The following is an 18577-nucleotide window of genomic DNA, read 5'->3' as shown; positions in this document are numbered from 1 at the left end:
CCCATGTCAGTGCCGAGCCGCGCACCGGCCACCGTGCTCGACAACCCGCTGCACGCCCTGCTCGACCGGGAGGTGCTCGCGAACCCCTACCCGTTGTTCGAGCGGTGGCGAGCGCAAGGTCCGATGTGGACGTCGGACGGTTCCCTGCTGCTGAGCGATCACGACGACTGCATGGCGGTGCTCAAGCGCCACACGACCATGGGCAGTGACACGTTCAACGCGCCGGGGATGCGGGAACTCTTCGGCGACCGCGGCGACGAGCCGGTGCTCAACTCGATCTTCTTCATGGACGATCCCGCACACGGGCGGCAGCGGAACCTGGTCAGCAAGGCGTTCACGCCGCGGATCACCGCGCGCTTCGAGCCGTGGATTCGCGAGATCGTGGACGAACTGCTCCGCGACTGCCTGGCCGACGGCGAGTTCGACGGCGTGCAGGACCTGGCCGCGGTGCTCTCGCTGCGGGTCATCGCGACTCTCCTGGGCATCCCTCGCGAGGACATCCCGATGCTGCGGGAGTGGTCCAGCGACATGGCGCTGTCCACGGAGCTGCCCACGCTGGTGGCCAGCTTCCGCTCCGCCGCGATGTTCGACCCCGAGGAACTCGTCCGCATCATCCGCACCACCACCGAACTGCACGGCTACTTCGCGAACCTCATCCACAAGCGCCGCCGCAACCCCGGCGAGGACCTCATCTCCAGCCTCCTCTCCACGCAGGAGGACGGGCGCGGGCTGAGCCGACGTGAGGTGACGAACGTCGTGGTGACCGTGTTCACCGCGGCCCACGAGTCCACCACGAACCTGATCACCAACGGCCTGCTCGCGCTGTCGCGCCACCCGGAGCAGTTCCAGCTGCTCCGGCAGAACCCGGCGATCGTCGGCGACGTGGTCAGCGAGGCGCTGCGCTACGACTGCCCGATCATGCTGACCGGCCGGGTCGCGCTGCGGTCCGACCGGATCAACGGCCTCGACATCCCCGAGGGCTCGGTGGTCACCCTCGTCCTTGCGTCCGGCAACCGGGACGAGCGGGTGCACCCGAGGGCGGGTCAGTTCATCGCGGACCGGAAGCCGGCCGCGATGAACCTCGCCTTCGGCGCCGGCGCGCACTACTGCCTCGGCAGCAGCCTGGCCCGGCTGGAGGCGGAGATCGTGTTCGGTGAGCTGGCTCGCCGGCTGCGCGGCTTCCACGTGCACGAGGACTCACTGAGCTACCGCAGGCACGTGGTCGTCCGCGGCCTCGACACCGAACGGATCACCTTCCCACTCTGACCGGCCACCCGTCGCAGGGAGTCATTCATGCCCGATGAAGTCAGCACGCTCCGGCAATATCTGAAAAGAGCCACCACCGATCTGTTACGCACCCGCGAGCAGTTGCGCGACGCGACCGAGCGGTCCACCGAGCCGATCGCGGTGATCGGCATGTCGTGCCGGCTGCCCGGCGACGTGGCCTCGCCCGCCCAGCTGTGGGACCTGGTGGCTGCGGGCACCGACGCCATCTCGGCTTTCCCCGAGGACCGGCACTGGCCGATCGAGGAGCTCTACGACGCCGATCCGGAGTCCCAGCAGGCGCGGCGGTCCTACGTGCGCGAGGGCGGCTTCCTCAGCGGTGCGGGCGATTTCGACCCCGCGTTCTTCGGGATCTCCCCGCGTGAGGCGCTGGTGATGGACCCGCAGCAGCGGTTGGTGCTGGAGCTGGCCTGGGAGGCATTGGAGTCCGCGGGCATCCTGCCGGACTCGCTGGTGGGGGAGCGGGCCGGGGTTTTCGTCGGCGCGTCCAGCAACGACTACGAGATGCTCTGGCAAGGCACCGACCAGTTCTCCCAGTACGGCATCACCGGCAACACCATGAGCGTGATCTCGGGCCGGATCAGCTACGCCCTGGGCTTCCACGGCCCGGCCCTCACCGTGGACACCGCCTGCTCGTCCTCCCTGGTCGCCGCCCACCTCGCGATGCGGGCGCTGCGCGCCGGCGAGTGCCCGATCGCGCTGGCGGGCGGTGTGACGGTGCTGAGCACTCCGGAGACGTTCGTCGAGTTCTGCGGCCAGGGCGTCACCTCCCGGGACGCTCGGATCAAAGCGTTCGCGGCCGGGGCGAACGGCTCGATCTGGGCCGAGGGGGCGGGTCTGCTGGTACTGGAGCGGCTGTCCGACGCGCGGCGGCACGGCCATCAGGTGCTCGCGGTGCTGCGCGGCTCGGCGGTCAACTCCGACGGCACCAGCAACGGGCTCTCCGCACCCAACGGCACCGCCCAGCAGGAGGTGATCCGTACCGCGCTCGCCGACGCCGGACTGTCCACCCAGGACGTCGACGTGGTCGAGGCGCACGGCACCGGCACCCCGCTCGGCGACCCGGTGGAGGGCACCGCGCTGGTAGCGACCTATGGCCGGAACCGGCCGCCCGGCCGGCCGCTGCTGCTGGGCTCGCTGAAGTCCAACATCGGGCATACCCAGGCCGCGGCCGGCGTGGCCGGCATCATCAAGATGATTATGGCGATGCGGCACGGTCTCGCGCCGAAGACGCTGCACGTGGACAGCCCCACCCCGAAGGTGGACTGGGGAGTGGACGGGGTCAGCGTGCTCGCCGATGCGATGCCCTGGCCGGAGACCGGTCGGGCGCGCCGCGCCGCCGTCTCCTCCTTCGGGATCAGTGGCACCAACGCCCATGTCGTGCTGGAACAGCACGTCGAGCCGGAGGCGCCGGAGCCCGGCGTGCCGTCCGCCGGTCTGGTGTGGACGGTGTCGGGCCGGACCGAGGACGCGCTGCGCGACCAGGCGACCCGGCTGCTGGCCTTCGCCGAGTCCGGCGATGCTCCCTCCGCCGAGGGGCTGGCGCACGCACTGGCCACCCGCCGCACCCACTTCCGCCACCGGCTGGCAGTGCCCGGCCGGGACCGGGCCGAACTCACCTCCGCGCTGCGCGGCCACCTCGACACCGGCCTGGTCCCCGATGTGGCGGTGGGCGCTGCGGCCGGCGGCGGGATGTGCGTGCTGTTCACCGGCCAAGGCGCGCAGTGGCCCGGCATGGGGCGGCAACTCGCCGCCTCCTTCCCTGCGTTCGCCGAGGCGTTCGACGAGGTGTGCGAGCTGTTCGACCGGGAGCTGACGATTCCGCTGCGGACCGTGCTCGAGGACGAACCGGACCTGCTCGACCGCACCGACTACGCCCAGGCCGCCCTGTTCGCGGTGGAGGTCGCGCTGTTCCGGCTGATGCGTTCCTGGGGCGTGCGCCCGGACCTGCTGCTGGGACATTCGATCGGGGAGATCAGCGCGGCGCACGTGGCCGGGGTGTGGTCGCTGCCGGACGCGGTCCGGCTGGTGGCCGCCAGAGGCCGCCTGATGGCCGCGCTGCCCGAGGGCGGCGCGATGCTGTCCGTGCAGGGCACCGAGCAGGACCTGGCCCCCTGGCTGGCGGGGCGCGCGGGGCGGGTGTCCGTCGCGGCGGTGAACGCTTCGGACACGGTGGTCGTTTCCGGTGTGGACGACGACATCACGGAACTTGAGGCCGACTGGGCGGGCCGGGGACGGCGGACCCGGCGGCTGAGGGTCAGTCACGCGTTCCACTCGCCGCTGATGGAGCCGATGCTGGCCGAGTTCGGCACGGTTCTGGCCGGGTTGACGGCGCACGATCCGGAAATCCCGGTGATCTCCAACCTCACCGGCGAGCCGGCCACGGCGGAGCAGTTGCGCTCGCCGGCGTACTGGACCGCGCACGTCCGGCAGGCGGTGCGGTTCCATGACGGGCTGCGCACCGCACGCGAGGCCGGTGCCCGCGTCCTGCTCGAACTGGGACCGGGCGCGGTGCTGTCCGCGCTGGCCGGGCGGGATGCCGGGCCGGACGAGGCGAGGGTGCCCACCCTGCGCGGGGCCGATCGTGACGAGACCAAGGACGTGCTGCTCGCCCTCGGCGCGCTGCACACGCAGGGCGTGGAGGTGGACTGGCCCGCCGTGCTGCCCGCCGCGCCCGCCAGGACGGCGGACCTGCCCGCCTACGCGTTCCAGCACGAGAGGTACTGGCTGGTGCCGGACGGGAACGGGCTGAACCTGCGTTCCACCGGGCTGCTCCCGGTCGGCCACCCGCTGCTGGGTGCCATGGTGTCCGCGGCCGAGGGCGACGGCGTGCTGCTCACCGGCAGGCTGTCCCTCCAGTCGCACTCCTGGCTGGGGGGCCACCGGGTGCGCGGCATCCCCCTGCTGGCCGGCACCGGCTTCGTGGAACTGGCGCTGGCCGCGGGCGAGCACGCCGGCTGCGACCTGCTCGAACAGCTCACCGTCGAGGCACCGCTGGTCCTGCCGGAGCAGGGCGGGGTATCGGTGCAGGTGGTGGTGGGCAACACCGAGGAGACCGGCCGCCGCCCGGTGCGGGTGTACTCCCGGCCGGAGGGCGTGGGCCGGGCCGAGCCGGGCCCCTGGCGGTCGCACGCCTTCGGCTACCTGGGTATCCGCACCGCGACGCCGGACACCGCCCTCGCGCACTGGCCGCCGCGGGATGTGCGGGAGATCCCGGTCGCGGACGTCTATGACGAGGTGGTGGAGGGCAGGCACTTCCGCTACGAGGGCGCGTTCCGAGGTCTGCGGACCCTCTGGCAACGCGACCACCCCGACGGGAGCTCGGAGATGTTCGCCGAGATCGCCCTGCCCGCCGAAGCGGCGGGCGACGCGAAGCGCTACAGCCTGCATCCGGCGCTGCTGGACGCGGCACTGCACGCGGTCGGTCTCGGCCCGCAGCTGGACGGGATCGACGAGGGCAGCGGCTCGATGCCGTTCTCGTGGTCGGGGCTGTCGCTGTTCCGGGCCGGAGCCTCGATGGTGCGGGTGCACGCCACCGGCGGGAACGGTGACGTGGCGATCACGCTGGCGGACGAGACCGGTGCCACCGTGGCCACGGTGGACTCCCTGGTGTTCCGGCCGCTGCCCGCCGATGAGTCCTACCTGCTGGGACCGGCCGAGGACGGCGCGGAACTGCTCGCACAGGACTGGGTGCCCGTGCGCCGGCCGTCCACCGTGGACGCTTCCGGTGGGTGGCACGACCCTGGGACCGGTGGGCTCGACCTCGCGGCGCTGGCCGACGCGGAGGACCCGGTGCCGCCGGTGGTGGTGCTGCGCCCGGCCCGTCCCGCCGGGGACGACGTCACCGCACGGGTGCGCGCCGCGCTCACCGAGCTGACCGGGCATCTGCGCATGTGGCTCACCGACCAGCGGTTCGCCGGTTCGCTGCTGGTGGTCTGCACCGAGCGCGCGCTCGGCGTGCGTGCGGGCGACGAACCCGACCTGGCACTCTCCGCGGCCCACGGGCTGGCCCGCTCGGCCCAGAGCGAGTACCCGGGTCGCCTCCTGCTGGTCGACGTCGACGAGCCGACCGACACCGCGGTGCGCGACGCGGTCGCCGTCGCGTCCGCGGCCCGTGAGCCCCAGGTGGCGCTGCGCGCGGGCGAGTTGCTGGTGCCCCGGCTGCACCGCGACGACGGTCCGGCGGAGAGCGACGACGGTCCGGCGGAGAGCGACGGCGGTCCGGTGGAGAGCGACGGCGGCTCGGCCGCCCGCACGCCCGATCCCGACGGCACCGTGCTGATCACCGGTGGACTCGGGTCGCTGGGCCGCACGCTGGCCCGGCATCTGGCAAGCCGGGGCGCCCGCAGGCTGCTGCTCCTGTCGCGCCGTGGCGCGGAGAGCCCCGGCGCCGCGGAACTGGTCGCCGAACTCGGCCGGCTCGGCGCGCACGCCGAGCTGGCGCGCGGCGACGTCGCCCGGCGGGACGACGTGGCCCGGGTGCTGGCCGAGGTGCCCGCGGCACACCCGCTCACCGCCGTGGTCCATGCGGCCGGTGTGCTGGACGACGGCCTGGTGGAGTCGCTGACCGATGAGCAAGTGGAGAACGTGCTGGCGCCGAAGGTCGACGGAGCCTGGCACCTGCATGAGTTGACCCGGGAGCTCGATCTCGTCGGGTTCACGTGTTTCTCCTCCGCCGCCGGCGTGTTCGGCACTGCGGGCCAGGGGGCCTACGCCGCGGCGAACGCCTTCCTGGACGCGCTCATGAACCAGCGGGCCGCCGCCGGGCTCCCGGCCCGCTCGCTGGGCTGGGGCCTGTGGGCGCCGGACAGCGGGACCGGCACGACCGACGGGATGGGAGGCGGGCTGGCCGCCGCGGACCGGGCCCGCATGGACCGCACCGGCATCCGCGCACTGACCGTCGCGCAGGGCCTGGCCCTCTGGGACACCGCGACCGGCTCGGACAGGGTCCACCTGGTGCCCATCGGGCTGGATCTGGCCACCGTGGCCGGTCTGGGAGAGGAGGGAATTCCGCCGTTGCTGCGCGACCTGGTCCGCCCGGCCCGCCGCCGGCGCTCCACGCGGTCCGCCGCGCCCGCCGAGTCCCCGGCGGACCTGGCCCGCAGGCTGGGCGGGCTGAGCCCCGCCGAACGGGACCGGCAGCTCCTCAACCTGGTGCTCGGTCACATCGCGGCCGTACTCGGCTACCCGTCCGCGGACGGGGTGCCCGCGGACGGTCCGTTCGGAGACCTCGGATTCGACTCACTGAGCTCGGTCGAGCTGCGCAACCGGCTCAACACCGCCACGGGTCTGACCCTGCCCGCCACCTTGGTGTTCGACCACCCCACCCCGGCCATCCTCGCGGCGCACCTCGGTACGGAGGTCGCGCCGGATGCCGCCGGCGCGGCGGAACCGGCGGACGGCCCCGCCGAGCGCGGCCCGGATCAGCTCTCCGGGCTCGCGCAGGCGGTCGAGGAGGCGCTGGCCGGCGAGCACGCGCAGCGCGACGCGCTGCGCGGACAACTGCGGGCGGCGCTGCGCGCGCTGGACGGCGAGCCGGGGCTCGGCGTGGACGAGCTGAGCTCGGCCTCCGTGGAACAGCTCTACGCCTTCGTGGACCGGGAACTCGGCGATGCGTGAACCAGCAGCCGGGGCCGCCCGGCCGACCGGAGAGGAATTGAAAGCTGTGGGCGAGGATCCGAAGCTCGTCAAGTACTTCCAGCGGGTCACCGCGGAACTCCAGCGCACCCGGGAGCGGTTGCGGGAGCTGGAGAACCCCGTCGACGACCCGGTGGCCGTGGTCGGCATGGGCTGCCGGTTCGGCGGTGGGGTCGGCTCGCCGGAGGAGCTGTGGGAACTGCTCGCCGCGGAGCGGGACGTGATCACCGGGTTCCCGGCCGGCCGCGGCTGGACCGAGGACCAGATCTACCACCCGGAACCGGGCACACCGGGCCGCTCCTACGTCCGGCACGGAGCCTTCCTCGACGACGCGGCCGACTTCGATCCCGAGTTCTTCGGCATTTCGCCGCGCGAGGCGCTCAGCATGGACCCGCAGCAGCGGATCGCGCTGGAGGTCACCTGGCAGGCGCTGGAGTCCGCCGGTATCGATCCGGCCGGGCTGCGCGGCAGCCGCACCGGCGTGTTCCTCGGACTGTCCAACGCGGACTACGCCACGGCGGTCCGCGAGATGCCCGAGGACATGCTGGGCCAGCTCTCCATCGGCAACGCGGGCAGCGTGACCTCCGGCCGGCTGGCCTATGTGTTCGGCCTGCAGGGGCCCGTGCTCACGGTGGACACCGCCTGTTCCTCGTCCCTGGTCGGGATCCACCTGGCCGTGCAGTCGCTGCGCGCGGGGGAGTGCACCCTGGCGCTCGCGGGCGGGGTGACCATCCTGTCCAGCCCGCTGCTGTTCATCGACTACGCCCGGCATCGCGCCTTGGCGCCGGACGGGCGGTGCAAGCCCTTCTCCTCGGCCGCCGACGGCACCGCGTGGGGCGAGGGTGCCGGGATGCTGGTGCTGGAGAAGCTCTCCGACGCACGCCGCAACCACCACCCGGTGCTCGCGCTGCTGCGCGGATCGGCGATCAACTCCGATGGCACCTCCTCCGGGCTGACCGCCCCGAACGGAACCGCGCAGCAGCAGGTGATCGCCGACGCGCTCGCCTCGGCCGGCCTGTCGCCCGCGGACGTCGACGCGGTGGAGGCGCACGGCGCGGGTACCGCGCTCGGCGACCCGATCGAGGCGCAGGCGCTGTTGGCCGGGTACGGCCGCCACCGCGGCGACCGGCCGCCGCTGCTGGTCGGCGCGGTGAAGTCGAACCTCGCCCACACCCAGGCCGCGGCCGGAGTCGCCGGCGTGGTGAAGATGGTGCTGGCCATGCGGCACAGCACGCTGCCCAGGACCCTGCACATCGGCACGGCGACCCCCCGGGTCGACTGGGCGCAGGGCGGGGTCGAACTGCTCACCGGCGCAGTCCCGTGGCCGCGCGACGGGCGTCCCCGGCGGGCGGGCGTATCCGCGTTCGGAGTCGGCGGTACCAATGCGCATGTGATCCTGGAGGACCCGGGGCCCGACCCGGACACCGGGCCCGGCGACCGGGCCGTCCCGCCGCTGCTGGCCTGGACCCTGTCGGGCAGGACCGAACAGGCGCTGTCCGCGCAGGCGGCCGCGCTGCACGAGTACCTCGACCGGGCGCGCCCGGATCTGCTGGACCTGTCGTGGTCGCTGGCCACCACCCGGGCGCACCTGCCGCACCGCGCGGTGGTGTTCGGCTCCCGCCCGGCCGACCTCGCCGCGGGCCTGACCGCGCTGAGCACGGGCCAAAACGAGACCGGGAGCGCCACGGCGGTGGTCTCCGGCACCGCCGTGCGGAACGGCACCACCGCGTTCGTGTACCCACATGAGTGCCCCCCGGCCGTGGTGCGCGCGCTGGCCACGCAGTACGCCCAGACCGAGGGCTTCGCCGAGCACCTCTCCGCATGTGCGGCCACGCTGGCCGGGCTGGTCGGCTGGTCTCTGGCGGACGTGCTGCGCGGCGACCCGGACGCGCCACCACTGGACCGGCCGGATGTGCTGGCCCCGGCCACGCTGGCCGTGCTGACCGGCGTGACACGGATGTGGTGCGCGTCCGGGGTGCGCCCGGCGGCGTTGGCGGCACACGGATCCGGCCGGCTGGCCGCGTCCTGGGCGGTCGGATGGCTGTCCCTGTCCTCGGCGCTGCGGATCGCGGCCGGGTGTCCCGCGGGCGTGGAACCCGACGTCGTGGATGTCCCGCCCCCCGCGCCCGGTGTGCCGGTGCTGTGCGGGGACACCGGCCGTTGGCTGCGCGACCGTCCGGCCGAGGACGATTACCGCATGGTGCCGGCTGCTGCCGTATCCGACGCGGTCGCCCGCGAGCTGCGGGCCGACGGTCATCGACTGCTGCTCGTGTTCGGTGGGGACACCGCGGGCCTGGCCGCCGCGATGTCCGACGGTGCCGCCGTGCTGGCCGTGCCGGAGGAGACGGAGAGCGCGGGGACCGGTCCGGCGGCAATCGTGCGCGCACTGGGCCGCGCGTACGTGAGGGGCGCGACGGTGGACTGGCGTGCCGTCCTGGCCGACGCCGGTGCCCGGCGTATCCCGCTGCCCGGCTACGCCTTCCAGCGCAGCCGCTACTGGATCGAGCGCGAGTGGACCATGCCGGTGCTGACCTCCGACGCCCCGGGGACGCACGAGGCCGATCGCCGCTCGCCCGCGGCTCTGCTGTGGGCACTGCCCGAGCAGGAGCGCAACGGTCACGTCGAGACGCTGGTCCGTCAGTGCCTGGACCGGGCGATGGGCTACGGACCGGAGGACGAGGTCGACGCCGAGGAGACGTTCCGCGACCTCGGGATGGACTCGCTGAGCGCGCAGGATCTGCGCAATCGCCTCACCAACGGCGCCGGTGTGGAGATCGAACTCGCCGACGTGCTGAACTATCCCACGGTGGTCGATCTCACCGAGCGCGTGCTGGAAAAGCTGGCCGCCCGCGCCGAGGAGGGCACGCTCGACGAGATCGTGGGGACCACCCGGTCCGGGGACGAGACCCGGGAACCCGGCACCGGGCCGGTGGACCCGGCGCCCGAGAACACCGACGAAAGCGACGGCAGCCTGGCCTCGTTCTACATCCGGGCGATCCGCACCGGCCGGATCGACGTCGCCCTCCGCCTGGCCCGCACGGCCTCCGAGACCCGCGACACGTTCGATCAGGACGATCCGCGCGACCTCGCCGAACTGCGCCAGGTGGGGGCGGGCGCGGGCGGCCCCACGATCGTCGGCCTCACCCCGCCGATCTTCCCCAACCTGGACCTGCCCTACTCCTACCTGCACACCGGGCTGGACCCCGCGTCCGATGTGTGGTCGCTGTGGTCGCCCGGATTCGCGGGTGAGGCTCCGCTGCCCGCCGACCGTGCCGCCCTGATGCGGATGCTGGCGAAACCGCTGCGCCGTGAGCTGGCCGGCACCCCGTTGATCATCGCGGGCTACTCCTCGGGCGGCTGGCTGGCGCACGACCTGGCCGCGCACCTGGAGCAGACCGGCGTCCCCGTCACCGCGCTGCTGCTGTTGGACTCGTACCTGCCGGAGGAGGAGATGGACCAGACCGAGACTCGCAGCGAGTTCATGCGCGAGCAGATCCGACGGCGTGACCTCATGGGCATGTCGCTCGACCGTCCGGACCGGACCGTGACCACCAGCGGCCAGATCGCGGCGATGGGCGGCTACAGCAGGATCTTCAGCGGTTGGCGGCCCGGCCCGCTGGAGGCGCCGGTCCTGCACCTGCTCGCCAGCGAGGTCGTCGCGGGTATGCCCACCAGTTCGGAGGACCACCCGTTCCCGGCCGAACTGGCGCACCGCGTGCGCAGGCTGCCCGGCGATCACTTCACCATTCTGTCCCAGCACGCCGACCTGATCTCGACGAACCTGCACGACTGGCTGACGGAGGTGCAGCCCGTATGACGACCGTTCCCGATCTTCCCGTCACCACAGAGGCACTGGAGCACTTCCCCTTCGACGACGGCCGCGGCATCGAGGTCAACGAGCGGTTCCGGGAACTGCGGCAGCGCAAGGGGTTGCTCCGGGTGCGGCTCGCCTACGGTGAACCCACCTGGCTGGTCACCCGCTACGCGGACGCCCGGCTGGTGCTGGGCGATGCGCGGTTCAGCCGCGCGATGTCCGTCGGCCGGGACTACCCGCGCCAGGACGAGGCGACGGACCTGGCCGGGCTGATCACCCTGGATGCCCCCGAACACACCCGGCTGCGCACGCTGTTGCTCAAAGCCCTCAGCAAATCCCGTATCGACGAGCAGCGCCCGACGGTCCACGCGGCGGCGGACGATCTGCTGTCGTCGGCGATGAACGCCGGGCCGGGCATGGACATCGTGGCGGACTACGCGCAGCAGATCATCGTGTTGTCCCTCTGCGACCTGCTCGGCGTGCCGGCCTCGGACCGGGAGGCGTTCGAGTCGGCCAGCGCGGCGCTGCTCCCCGGCAGCGCCGTCGGCCCCGAGGACATGATGCGGCGGTTCGGTGCCCTGCGCACCTGCACCGAGCAGCTCATCGCCGAGCGTCGGGCCCGCCCCCGCGACGACCTGCTGTCGGCGATGATCCAGGCCCGGGACGAGGAGGACCGGCTTACCGACACCGAGCTGATCGACCTGGTCGTCGGCCTGCTGCTGGCCGGGTTCGAGGCGGTCACCACCCAGATTCCGAACTGCGTCTACGTTCTCACGCGGGGCGACCGTGTGCTCTGGAACCGGCTCCGTGCGCACCCGGCCGAGCTGCCGGCGGCGGTTGAGGAGCTGCTGCGCTACAACGCCTCCGCCGGTGCCGGCCTGTTCGTCCGCTATGCGCGGGAGGATGTCAACGTCGGCGGCACGCTGGTACGCGCGGGCGAAGCCCTCACCGTCGCCAACGAGTCGGCCAACCACGACCCGGCCCGATTCGAGGACCCCGACGCGATCGACTTCACCCGGCCACCCGGTGGACACCTCAGCTTCGGTCATGGCGCGCACTACTGCGTCGGCGCCCAGCTCGGGCGCATCGACCTCCAGGAGGGACTGCGGGTGCTGCTCACCAGGACCCCGGAGCTGACCGTCCGCGACATCACATGGAAGGAACGACCGCACGTCCGGGGACCGGAGGCGATGCACGTGACCTGGCAGGGCGCCTGACGGCGCGGAGCAGCGGGACGCCGTCGCGACCGGCCATTCTCCGCAGAAAGGACTGCCGGCAGCGGTTGACGTCGTCGGTGACGGTCACGGCCTGCTCGGTTCCCCAGACGGCGGGACCGGGCCGCCGGCCTCCTAGTCGGAGAGGACAGCCCCCTCAACGAAGTAGTGCAGCCCTGGCTTGAACTCCAGCCGAGGGATAGCGGTCAGCACCTGGGGTTGCAGGTCAAGGGTCACTTCGTAGGCCGCGCAGGCAAGCCACTCGTCCTTACCTGCCGGGGGTAGGCGGCGGTCGAAGAGGTCGCGGATGCGCACGATCTCTTCCCGGCTGAGCTCGGTGACGTGAGCTGGGCGTTCATCGGCATCCCACCCGGTCAGTTCCCAGATGTGAGGCATTCCGTCTGATGCGAACGGCGAGTCTGCGGCGGGATTAGGGGGATCCGAGTGGTCAGGGTGGCCGCCGGCCAGGTCGGCGAAACGCTCGAAGTCACATGCGTGACCTGCGACTCTATGAACGCTCCAGGCCGTACTCGGCGGGCTGGCTATCAAGTGGCTTCGCATGATCGCTCGGCTCGGAGCTCGTAACGCGATCTTGTAGAGATGTGATGGTCGGGTGTGACCGGTGTGATGATTCGGCCGTTCGGGGGGTGTGAGTGCGCGCCTGTTGTTTTCCTCCCTTCAGAGCCTCCCGCCTCGGCGTGCGCACTGAGGGCCCGGGAGGCCATGCCGGGGACACGCGGCCGACGGTCCGGGCTCCTCGGGCGGTACCAGGGCCGGAGGCCTGACGGTGCGTCATCCGGTGGGGACGTCGGAGGAGGTCACCCGAGGCTTCCTCCTCGGTCAGCACTCATGAGAGACATCGCGCGTGGTCCGAGTTCCGCACTTCTCAGGAGCCGTCTTGCACATACTCAGATACGTCACCGCCGTCTGTGCCGCCGCCGCGACGGTCTTGGCCACCTCCACCTCCACGTCCGCGGCCGCGAGGACCGGCCCTGAGCAGGACAATTTCCTTCCCGCACTCGGCTATTCCATCCTCCACCTCGACATCGATCCGCCGGGCGCCAACGACTGGAACTGCCGTCCCAGCGCCGCCCACCCGCGTCCGGTCGTCCTGGTACACGGGACCTATGAGAACCGCTACAACAACTGGGCCCGGGTGTCCCCCGAGTTGAAGGCCCAGGGCTACTGCGTCTACGCCCTCGACTACGGCGACACCGACGACGCCGGAGTCGGTGTCGCTCCCACCGTCAAGGGTTACGGAGACATCAGGAAGTCCTCCGAGGAGCTGGCCGCCTTCGTGGACAAGGTGCTCGCTGCCAGCGGCTCCGGCCAGGTAGACCTTGTCGGCCACTCCCAGGGCGGGATTCTGGCCCGCTGGTATCTCAAGGCCGACGGAGGCGCGAACACGACCGACCCCTCGAAGAACAAGGTCAAGAAGGTTGTCCAACTCGCCGCGACCAACCACGGCACCACCCTCAGCGGCATCGAGACTCTCGCCGACAAGCTCCACATACTGGAATCCGGGGAGAAGTACTTCGGGAAGGCGGGCATCCAGCAGTACGAGAATTCCGACTTCATCAAGGAACTCAACGCCGACGGCGACACCGTTCCCGGGGTCGAGTACACCGTGATCGGCACGAAGTACGACGAGGTCAGCACCCCCTGGCAGAACACGTTCATGACGGCGGGCCCCGGAGCAACGGTGCAGAACATCACCTTGCAGGAGGGCTGCTTCGTCGACTTCTCCGCCCATCTGAGCATGTCCTACAGCCCGCGTGCGGTCGGACTGGTCAAACGGGCCCTGGACCCCTCAGCCCCGGCCGCTCCCTGTGTGCCGAGGGCGCCCGCCTTCTGATTCCGGCCCGAAGGTCCGCCTTGGCCGATCTCGATCGTGCCACCGGGTCCACGAACGGCGCACCGGTCACTGTCTGGTGCTCCCCGGCTCGTGCGCCGCTCGTGAGGGCCGGGTGCCAGCGCACGACCGCCGTGATGGCCGTCACCAGGATCGCGACGGCGAGCAGGGACCAGCGGAGCCCTGTGTGTTGCATGAGTACCGCTCCGGCGGCGGCGCCGAGCGTCAGGGCGAGGATCACGCAAAGTCTCCTGACGGCCTGTCGGCCGCGCCACTTCGTCCGGTTCGCGTCCTGTATCAGGGCGATGAGGGCTCCCGTCAGGGCGAAGGTGACCACGAGGTCGGGTACCGCGAGTCTGCGGACGGTGGCGCATCGTACGCCCATCGCGGTGGCGAGGGTGCCGGTGATGATGTCGTGGATCGGCGGGTTCTGCGGGGCCAGCCAGGCGAGTGTGGTGGCGGCGTACAGGAAGGCCGTTTCGAAGAGCAGTGCGCGGGGGAACCAACGGCGGGGCTCGCTCCGGGATGTTCGTCGTTCCCCGCGACCGGCGAGTACGATGCCGGCGACGAAGCCCAGGATGGCGACCAGCGGGCCGGGTTCGGAGAAGCCGGGAACCCCGCCGAGGGCGAATCCCAGGACGACGACGTTGCCGGTCATCATCCCGATGAAGACCTTTCCCAGGCCCAGGAAGCTGATGGCGTCCATCATGCCGCTCACCGTCGTCAGCGCCAGGATGACCGAGGGCAGGGGGTCGTCGCCGAGCGTCGTACGCCGTGCCATGTCGTGAACTTCGCCTCCTTCTCCAGTGCCGGCCGGGTTCGGTGGCCGGCCCGCTTCCTGCCTATCAGCACCGCTGCGGGGGAGTGAGAAGGCGAGGAGTTTCACGCCAGCGCAGACCGAACAATCCCAGACCCATTCGCCAAGTGACCTTGACATCGCAGATGTAGCGGCGGAAGGGGTTCTGATTTGAAAGCAAGTCGCCGACGTATGGGAACTGGCCACCGCCGCGTCGATGGAATGGCACGGCATCCGTCCGAACTTGATCCCCGTGAGTGGCATCGGGCAGGGCGAGCCCGGCGGCAACGGCGAGGCAGCAGGCCGGCGCCGGGGCCGGGGCCGGAGTCAGGCCGGCGCCGGGGCCTGATTCCTATGACGGAAGATGATGGGGATGACGGAAGGTGATGGAATCAGGCCCCTCGCTCCGTGCTCAGTGCGGGAGTTGGCGGTATGCGTTGACGTAGTTGCGCAACACGGCTTCGTGCGTGCCGTTGACGATGCGGCCGAGTGAGGGCTCGGAATCGGTGCGGAGAGGGCCGTCGAGCTTCTTCGCCTTGACTCTCTTCAAGAGCTCCGACTTCCTTTCTCCGGTGAGGTATTCGTCGAATGACGCCGAGTCCATTCCGGCGAGCTCTGCCAGCCTGGTGTCGTCCGGCACTTCGAAGACGAGATCCGACAGCCCCATTGCCGTGTCAGGCGCCACCCGGTAGAAGTCGAGGACGCGCTTCCGCCACTCTTCACGGCGCGCGTGGCTCTGGGTGTAGGACTGGCGGAGCGCGAGGACGCGTGAGCTGACGAGGCCTGTTGGGGCGTGGCCAGGATGGCCTTGATGAGCCTGCCGCCGTCGGTGACGACGGAGCAGTCAGGGGCGAACACCCTGTTGTTCCTGTCCTCGCCGCGGACCTTCCCGAGAGACTTCGCCAGGGCCTCTCCTTCCTGGTCGCCCAGACCGAAGGTGACGCCGTTCTCCAGTCCGGTGAGGCCGTCCAGGAGCTTGATGAACGTGTTGGGTTCCGGGAAATAGACGGTCCTGGGGTCGACATCCGCCATCGCGACGCGGACGTCCCGGTCCATCGCGGTGGCGATGTCCACGCGCGGGTCGTCGCCGGTGTGGAAGTAGATCCGCTCGTATCCCTTGCCGTCGGCGTACAGCGCCTTCGCGAACTCCTGGACGTGGTCGCTTCCGGCGATGGTCTGCCGTATGGCGCCGTAGGGGATGGTCTTCTGATCGCTGAGGCCTTTACTGTCGTGCGGCGCGCGCCAGAGGAAGGAAAGAACCGCGACCGGGAAGCCGGGTTTCTCCTTCTGCCACGCGTCGGCGAAGTCCTTGATGATCTTCTTCTGCCGCTTGACGCGGTCCTTGCGCCCGGCCTCGCTCTCGCGGTAGGGGTAGCCCTCGTTGAGGCCGATGACGAGCGCGCACCCCTGCTTCGTCGCGGTCGCCTCGTCGCGGTAACGGCGCGCCAGGGTGAGCAGATCCTGATAACCGTCGACCTTGGCCGGGACCATGGCGACGAAACCCACCTCCCCCTTGTGCGGCTCGGCGCGGCCGACCGCCTGCCCCGGGGTCACATCGGTGATCGTCTCCAAGGGCGACTTACCGGAGGCCGAGGTCCCGGACCGGGCCCGGTTGACGAGCACCCTCGCTTGCTTCCGCAACTCCTCGGGCACGCTGTCGGGGCTCACCCAGTGGGGCCGCGAGGTCTCGGCCGGCCGGCCCGGGCTGCGATGGCAGGCACGCTGCTCGACCAGGTAGCCCTGTTCCAGACGGGCGTCGCCGATCTTGTCCCGGTGATCCCACACCTGGAACGCGGCGGCCCGGTCGACGGTACTCAGGAACGCCGCCGGCGCGTTCAGGGAGGAGATGTCGCACCTGTAGACGAAACTGCTCGCACCGGCGAAGAGATGGTGGGGGATGCGCTTGCGGGGCACGGCCAGGTGGTGCACGCGCTCCACCCTCGTCAGCGCGACGTAGGCGATACGGTGCCGGAATCCCAGGTCGCGCGCGATGGCGACCTCGGTGACCCCGCGTACGCGCCTGCGCTGCTGCCAGGTGGTGGCGGCGCTGCGCAGGGCGGTGAGGGCGTCGGCGTCCCGTCCGCCGGCGCGGACGACCGCGCGCGCGTGGTGGTCGAAGGCCACCCGCTCGGCCCGTACCTCGGCCGGGGAGGGCGAGATCCGGCGGCCGTTCTGCCGCAGCACCAGGCCGTCGATCCATTCCAGGGCCACTGCCCCGCCGTCCGCGTCGGGCAGCGGCTGGGCCTGGCCCAGGAACTCGACGAGGCGCTTGCCCGCTTCGGGGGACTCGATCCGCCGGAGCAGGAAGTCGATCTGCGCTACGTAGTCCTCGGCGTCCAGTTCGAGGCCGGGCTCGGGGTTGGAGGTGGCTTCGCGTATGTCGAGGACGTCCGGGTCGGGGCACACGGCGATGCCGGGCCGGACCACGGTGAGCGGGAGCGGCTTGCCGTCGCGCCAGGCGATCTCGACGTGGGACTCCGCGGCCGCCTGGACCGGCTGCGGTGGTGTCAGACGGGCAGGGTCGAGCCCTGTGAGGCGACGCATGACGGGGTTTTCCTTTCGGGGGGCTGCGGGGAGTTCAGTCCGTGACGACCAGGACGGCCTGTGCCTGCCGGGTGTCGGTGGTCAGGACCAGGGAGGCGGCGTCGGCCGCCGTCGGCGAGGTGTACCGCAGCGAGATCTTCTCGACGGCGGGGAGCAGGTTCGGCAGTCCTGCTGTCGGTGCGGCCGTCGTGGGCAGCAGCGGGGCGAGCGCCTCGCCGAGCGTGATGCCTTCCTGGGCGGCCCGGGTCGCGGTCCAGCTCGTCGACTCCGGGTTGCGGTCCGCCACGAGGTCCAGCTCCATCAGCGACGACTCCGGGCCGTTGAGGAGGAGGGAATCGGCGGCCTCGACGCCGGGCGTGCTGTCCCCGGTGGTGATCTGTGTGGTGAGGCGGGCGCAGGCCCGGCGGGCAGTGGGAACTCGGCGGACCCGGCCGCGGTGAACAGCCGCCCGGAGGGGGTGGGGACGACCTCGAAGCAGAGCTCCTGCAACGTCAGCTCGGCCAGGGACGCCGGCGATCTCCAGGGGCTTCAGGAGCGCTCCCGCGACCACGAAGGCGCCTTCCCAGAGGTCGCACAGGAAGGAGAGCCGTCCCGTGCCGTTCTTGCCGAGGCCGGGTTCGGCGTGCTCGAAGAGGCCGCTGCCGTCGGTGAGTTCACCGTGCGCCGTCAGGGCGGGCAGCTCGACCGTGACGGCGCTCTCCAATACGCCGGTCTGCCCGGTCTGCCCGGTCCGCCCACGGACAGGTGTCCGCTCAGCTCGACCGACAGCCCTCCCCGGCCGCTCCGGCGGGCGGCGGAGTCCAGGGCGATCCGCGCCCGGACCTGGCCGAGCGTCACGCCCGCCGGCAGCGGCCCAATGTTCAAGGATCAACCGGCTCGCTTTTTTTCAATGGTTGACTGAAATACCGGCGACCGGACACGCGCAAAGCGGGCGACGGGGCAACATCTAAAATCTCTGCACACACCTGATGCGCAAGCGAACTGACGGTGTGTGATGTGTTTAAACACTCCCTCGTCAGCCCTGCTCCAGGAGTCGTTCGGTGCCCCGCGCGACCGTCGGCAAGATGTCACCGAAATTTTCACTACGGGATTTCTGAGCTATTGTCAGCATCAATAAGGCCCGGTGAGTCGTAAGCCGTAACCCGTGGCTGCCTCCCACCCGATCTTTCCGTCGGTCTCATTTCCGCGGATCCGGAAGCGCTGGCGGGCCTTCCGCAATCGAATCCCCGACTTCGTCGCCTCGGGCCGCACCGCCTCCCGGGCGCGAAGGGCCTAACTGATCGTTTCAGAATGAGGTTCGCAAGCGACCCTTCCATGTCGGCACCTGGCCTGGAGCAGGGCCCCAGGGGCGGGGTGCGTTGATTAATGCGTTGACAGCCCCGGAAGGCGCCCTGTTAGCCTGAACGAGTCGTTCTGATTCGTTCTGGGCCTGTGTG

The 18577-nt window shown here is 71.1% G+C and carries 9 protein-coding genes and 1 pseudogene; 5 read left to right on the top strand and 5 right to left on the bottom strand.

Annotated features, from left to right (window positions below):
* Positions 1 to 3: 3 nt before the first annotated feature.
* The 4 genes and pseudogenes from AZE13_RS27250 to AZE13_RS27235 all read left to right on the top strand — a co-directional run bounded on the left by AZE13_RS27250 (position 4) and on the right by AZE13_RS27235 (position 11952).
* Positions 4 to 1266 carry a cytochrome P450 gene (locus tag AZE13_RS27250; RefSeq protein WP_066937564.1) on the top strand — a complete coding sequence of 421 codons (1263 nt, stop codon included), beginning with the start codon at positions 4 to 6 and terminating at the stop codon, positions 1264 to 1266.
* A gap of 27 nt (positions 1267 to 1293) precedes the next feature.
* Positions 1294 to 6903 carry a type I polyketide synthase gene (locus AZE13_RS27245; RefSeq protein ID WP_066937561.1) on the top strand — a complete coding sequence of 1870 codons (5610 nt, stop codon included), beginning with the start codon at positions 1294 to 1296 and terminating at the stop codon, positions 6901 to 6903.
* A gap of 88 nt (positions 6904 to 6991) precedes the next feature.
* Positions 6992 to 10738, top strand: a pseudogene (locus AZE13_RS27240) (type I polyketide synthase); the annotation flags it as partial.
* Positions 10735 to 11952, top strand: a complete 1218-nt coding sequence (locus AZE13_RS27235) for a cytochrome P450 (RefSeq protein WP_066937556.1) — start codon at positions 10735 to 10737, stop codon at positions 11950 to 11952. The pseudogene AZE13_RS27240 and the gene AZE13_RS27235, both read left to right, overlap by 4 nt.
* A gap of 132 nt (positions 11953 to 12084) precedes the next feature.
* Here the strand turns inward: AZE13_RS27235 and AZE13_RS27230 are convergent, their stop codons facing one another.
* On the bottom strand, positions 12085 to 12345 hold the full coding sequence (locus AZE13_RS27230) for a hypothetical protein (protein WP_066937553.1): 261 nt from the start codon (positions 12343 to 12345) through the stop codon (positions 12085 to 12087).
* 502 nt (positions 12346 to 12847) lie between these two features.
* On the opposite strand from AZE13_RS27230, the gene AZE13_RS27225 reads away from it, so the two are divergent.
* The gene (locus AZE13_RS27225) at positions 12848 to 13804 is read left to right on the top strand and encodes an esterase/lipase family protein (protein WP_066937550.1); all 957 of its coding nucleotides are present in this window, start codon (positions 12848 to 12850) and stop codon (positions 13802 to 13804) included.
* Here AZE13_RS27225 and AZE13_RS27220 read toward each other — a convergent pair.
* From AZE13_RS27220 to AZE13_RS27210, 4 genes are all read right to left on the bottom strand, one after another.
* Positions 13740 to 14582 (bottom strand): YoaK family protein, encoded by an 843-nt coding sequence (locus tag AZE13_RS27220; RefSeq protein ID WP_066937547.1) that lies wholly within the window; start codon positions 14580 to 14582, stop codon positions 13740 to 13742. The genes AZE13_RS27225 and AZE13_RS27220 overlap by 65 nt on opposite strands.
* A gap of 427 nt (positions 14583 to 15009) precedes the next feature.
* Complete coding sequence (locus AZE13_RS37130; RefSeq protein WP_181690457.1) at positions 15010 to 15147, bottom strand: hypothetical protein; 138 nt, start codon at positions 15145 to 15147, stop codon at positions 15010 to 15012.
* On the bottom strand, positions 15144 to 17141 hold the full coding sequence (locus tag AZE13_RS27215) for a hypothetical protein (protein ID WP_066937544.1): 1998 nt from the start codon (positions 17139 to 17141) through the stop codon (positions 15144 to 15146). Before AZE13_RS27215 ends, AZE13_RS37130 begins: the two co-directional genes overlap by 4 nt.
* Before the next feature lie 34 nt (positions 17142 to 17175).
* A complete protein-coding gene (locus AZE13_RS27210; protein ID WP_066937541.1) occupies positions 17176 to 17844 on the bottom strand; it encodes a hypothetical protein in 669 nt (222 codons plus the stop codon).
* Positions 17845 to 18577: the final 733 nt, after the last annotated feature.

Origin of the sequence: Streptomyces sp. NBRC 110611 (genome assembly GCF_001590865.1) — a bacterium.
Lineage (GTDB): Bacteria > Actinomycetota > Actinomycetes > Streptomycetales > Streptomycetaceae > Streptomyces.
This window is presented reverse-complemented; position numbering and strand designations above follow the sequence as displayed.

Excerpts from the sequence above, each read along its gene's own strand:
- AZE13_RS27230 (WP_066937553.1), bottom strand. The coding sequence starts at position 12,345 with ATGCCTCACATCTGGGAACTGACCGGGTGGGATGCCGATGAACGCCCA.
- AZE13_RS27215 (WP_066937544.1), bottom strand. The coding sequence starts at position 17,141 with ATGCGTCGCCTCACAGGGCTCGACCCTGCCCGTCTGACACCACCGCAG.
- AZE13_RS27220 (WP_066937547.1), bottom strand. The coding sequence starts at position 14,582 with ATGGCACGGCGTACGACGCTCGGCGACGACCCCCTGCCCTCGGTCATC.
- AZE13_RS27235 (WP_066937556.1), top strand. The coding sequence starts at position 10,735 with ATGACGACCGTTCCCGATCTTCCCGTCACCACAGAGGCACTGGAGCAC.
- AZE13_RS27250 (WP_066937564.1), top strand. The coding sequence starts at position 4 with ATGTCAGTGCCGAGCCGCGCACCGGCCACCGTGCTCGACAACCCGCTG.
- AZE13_RS27245 (WP_066937561.1), top strand. The coding sequence starts at position 1,294 with ATGCCCGATGAAGTCAGCACGCTCCGGCAATATCTGAAAAGAGCCACC.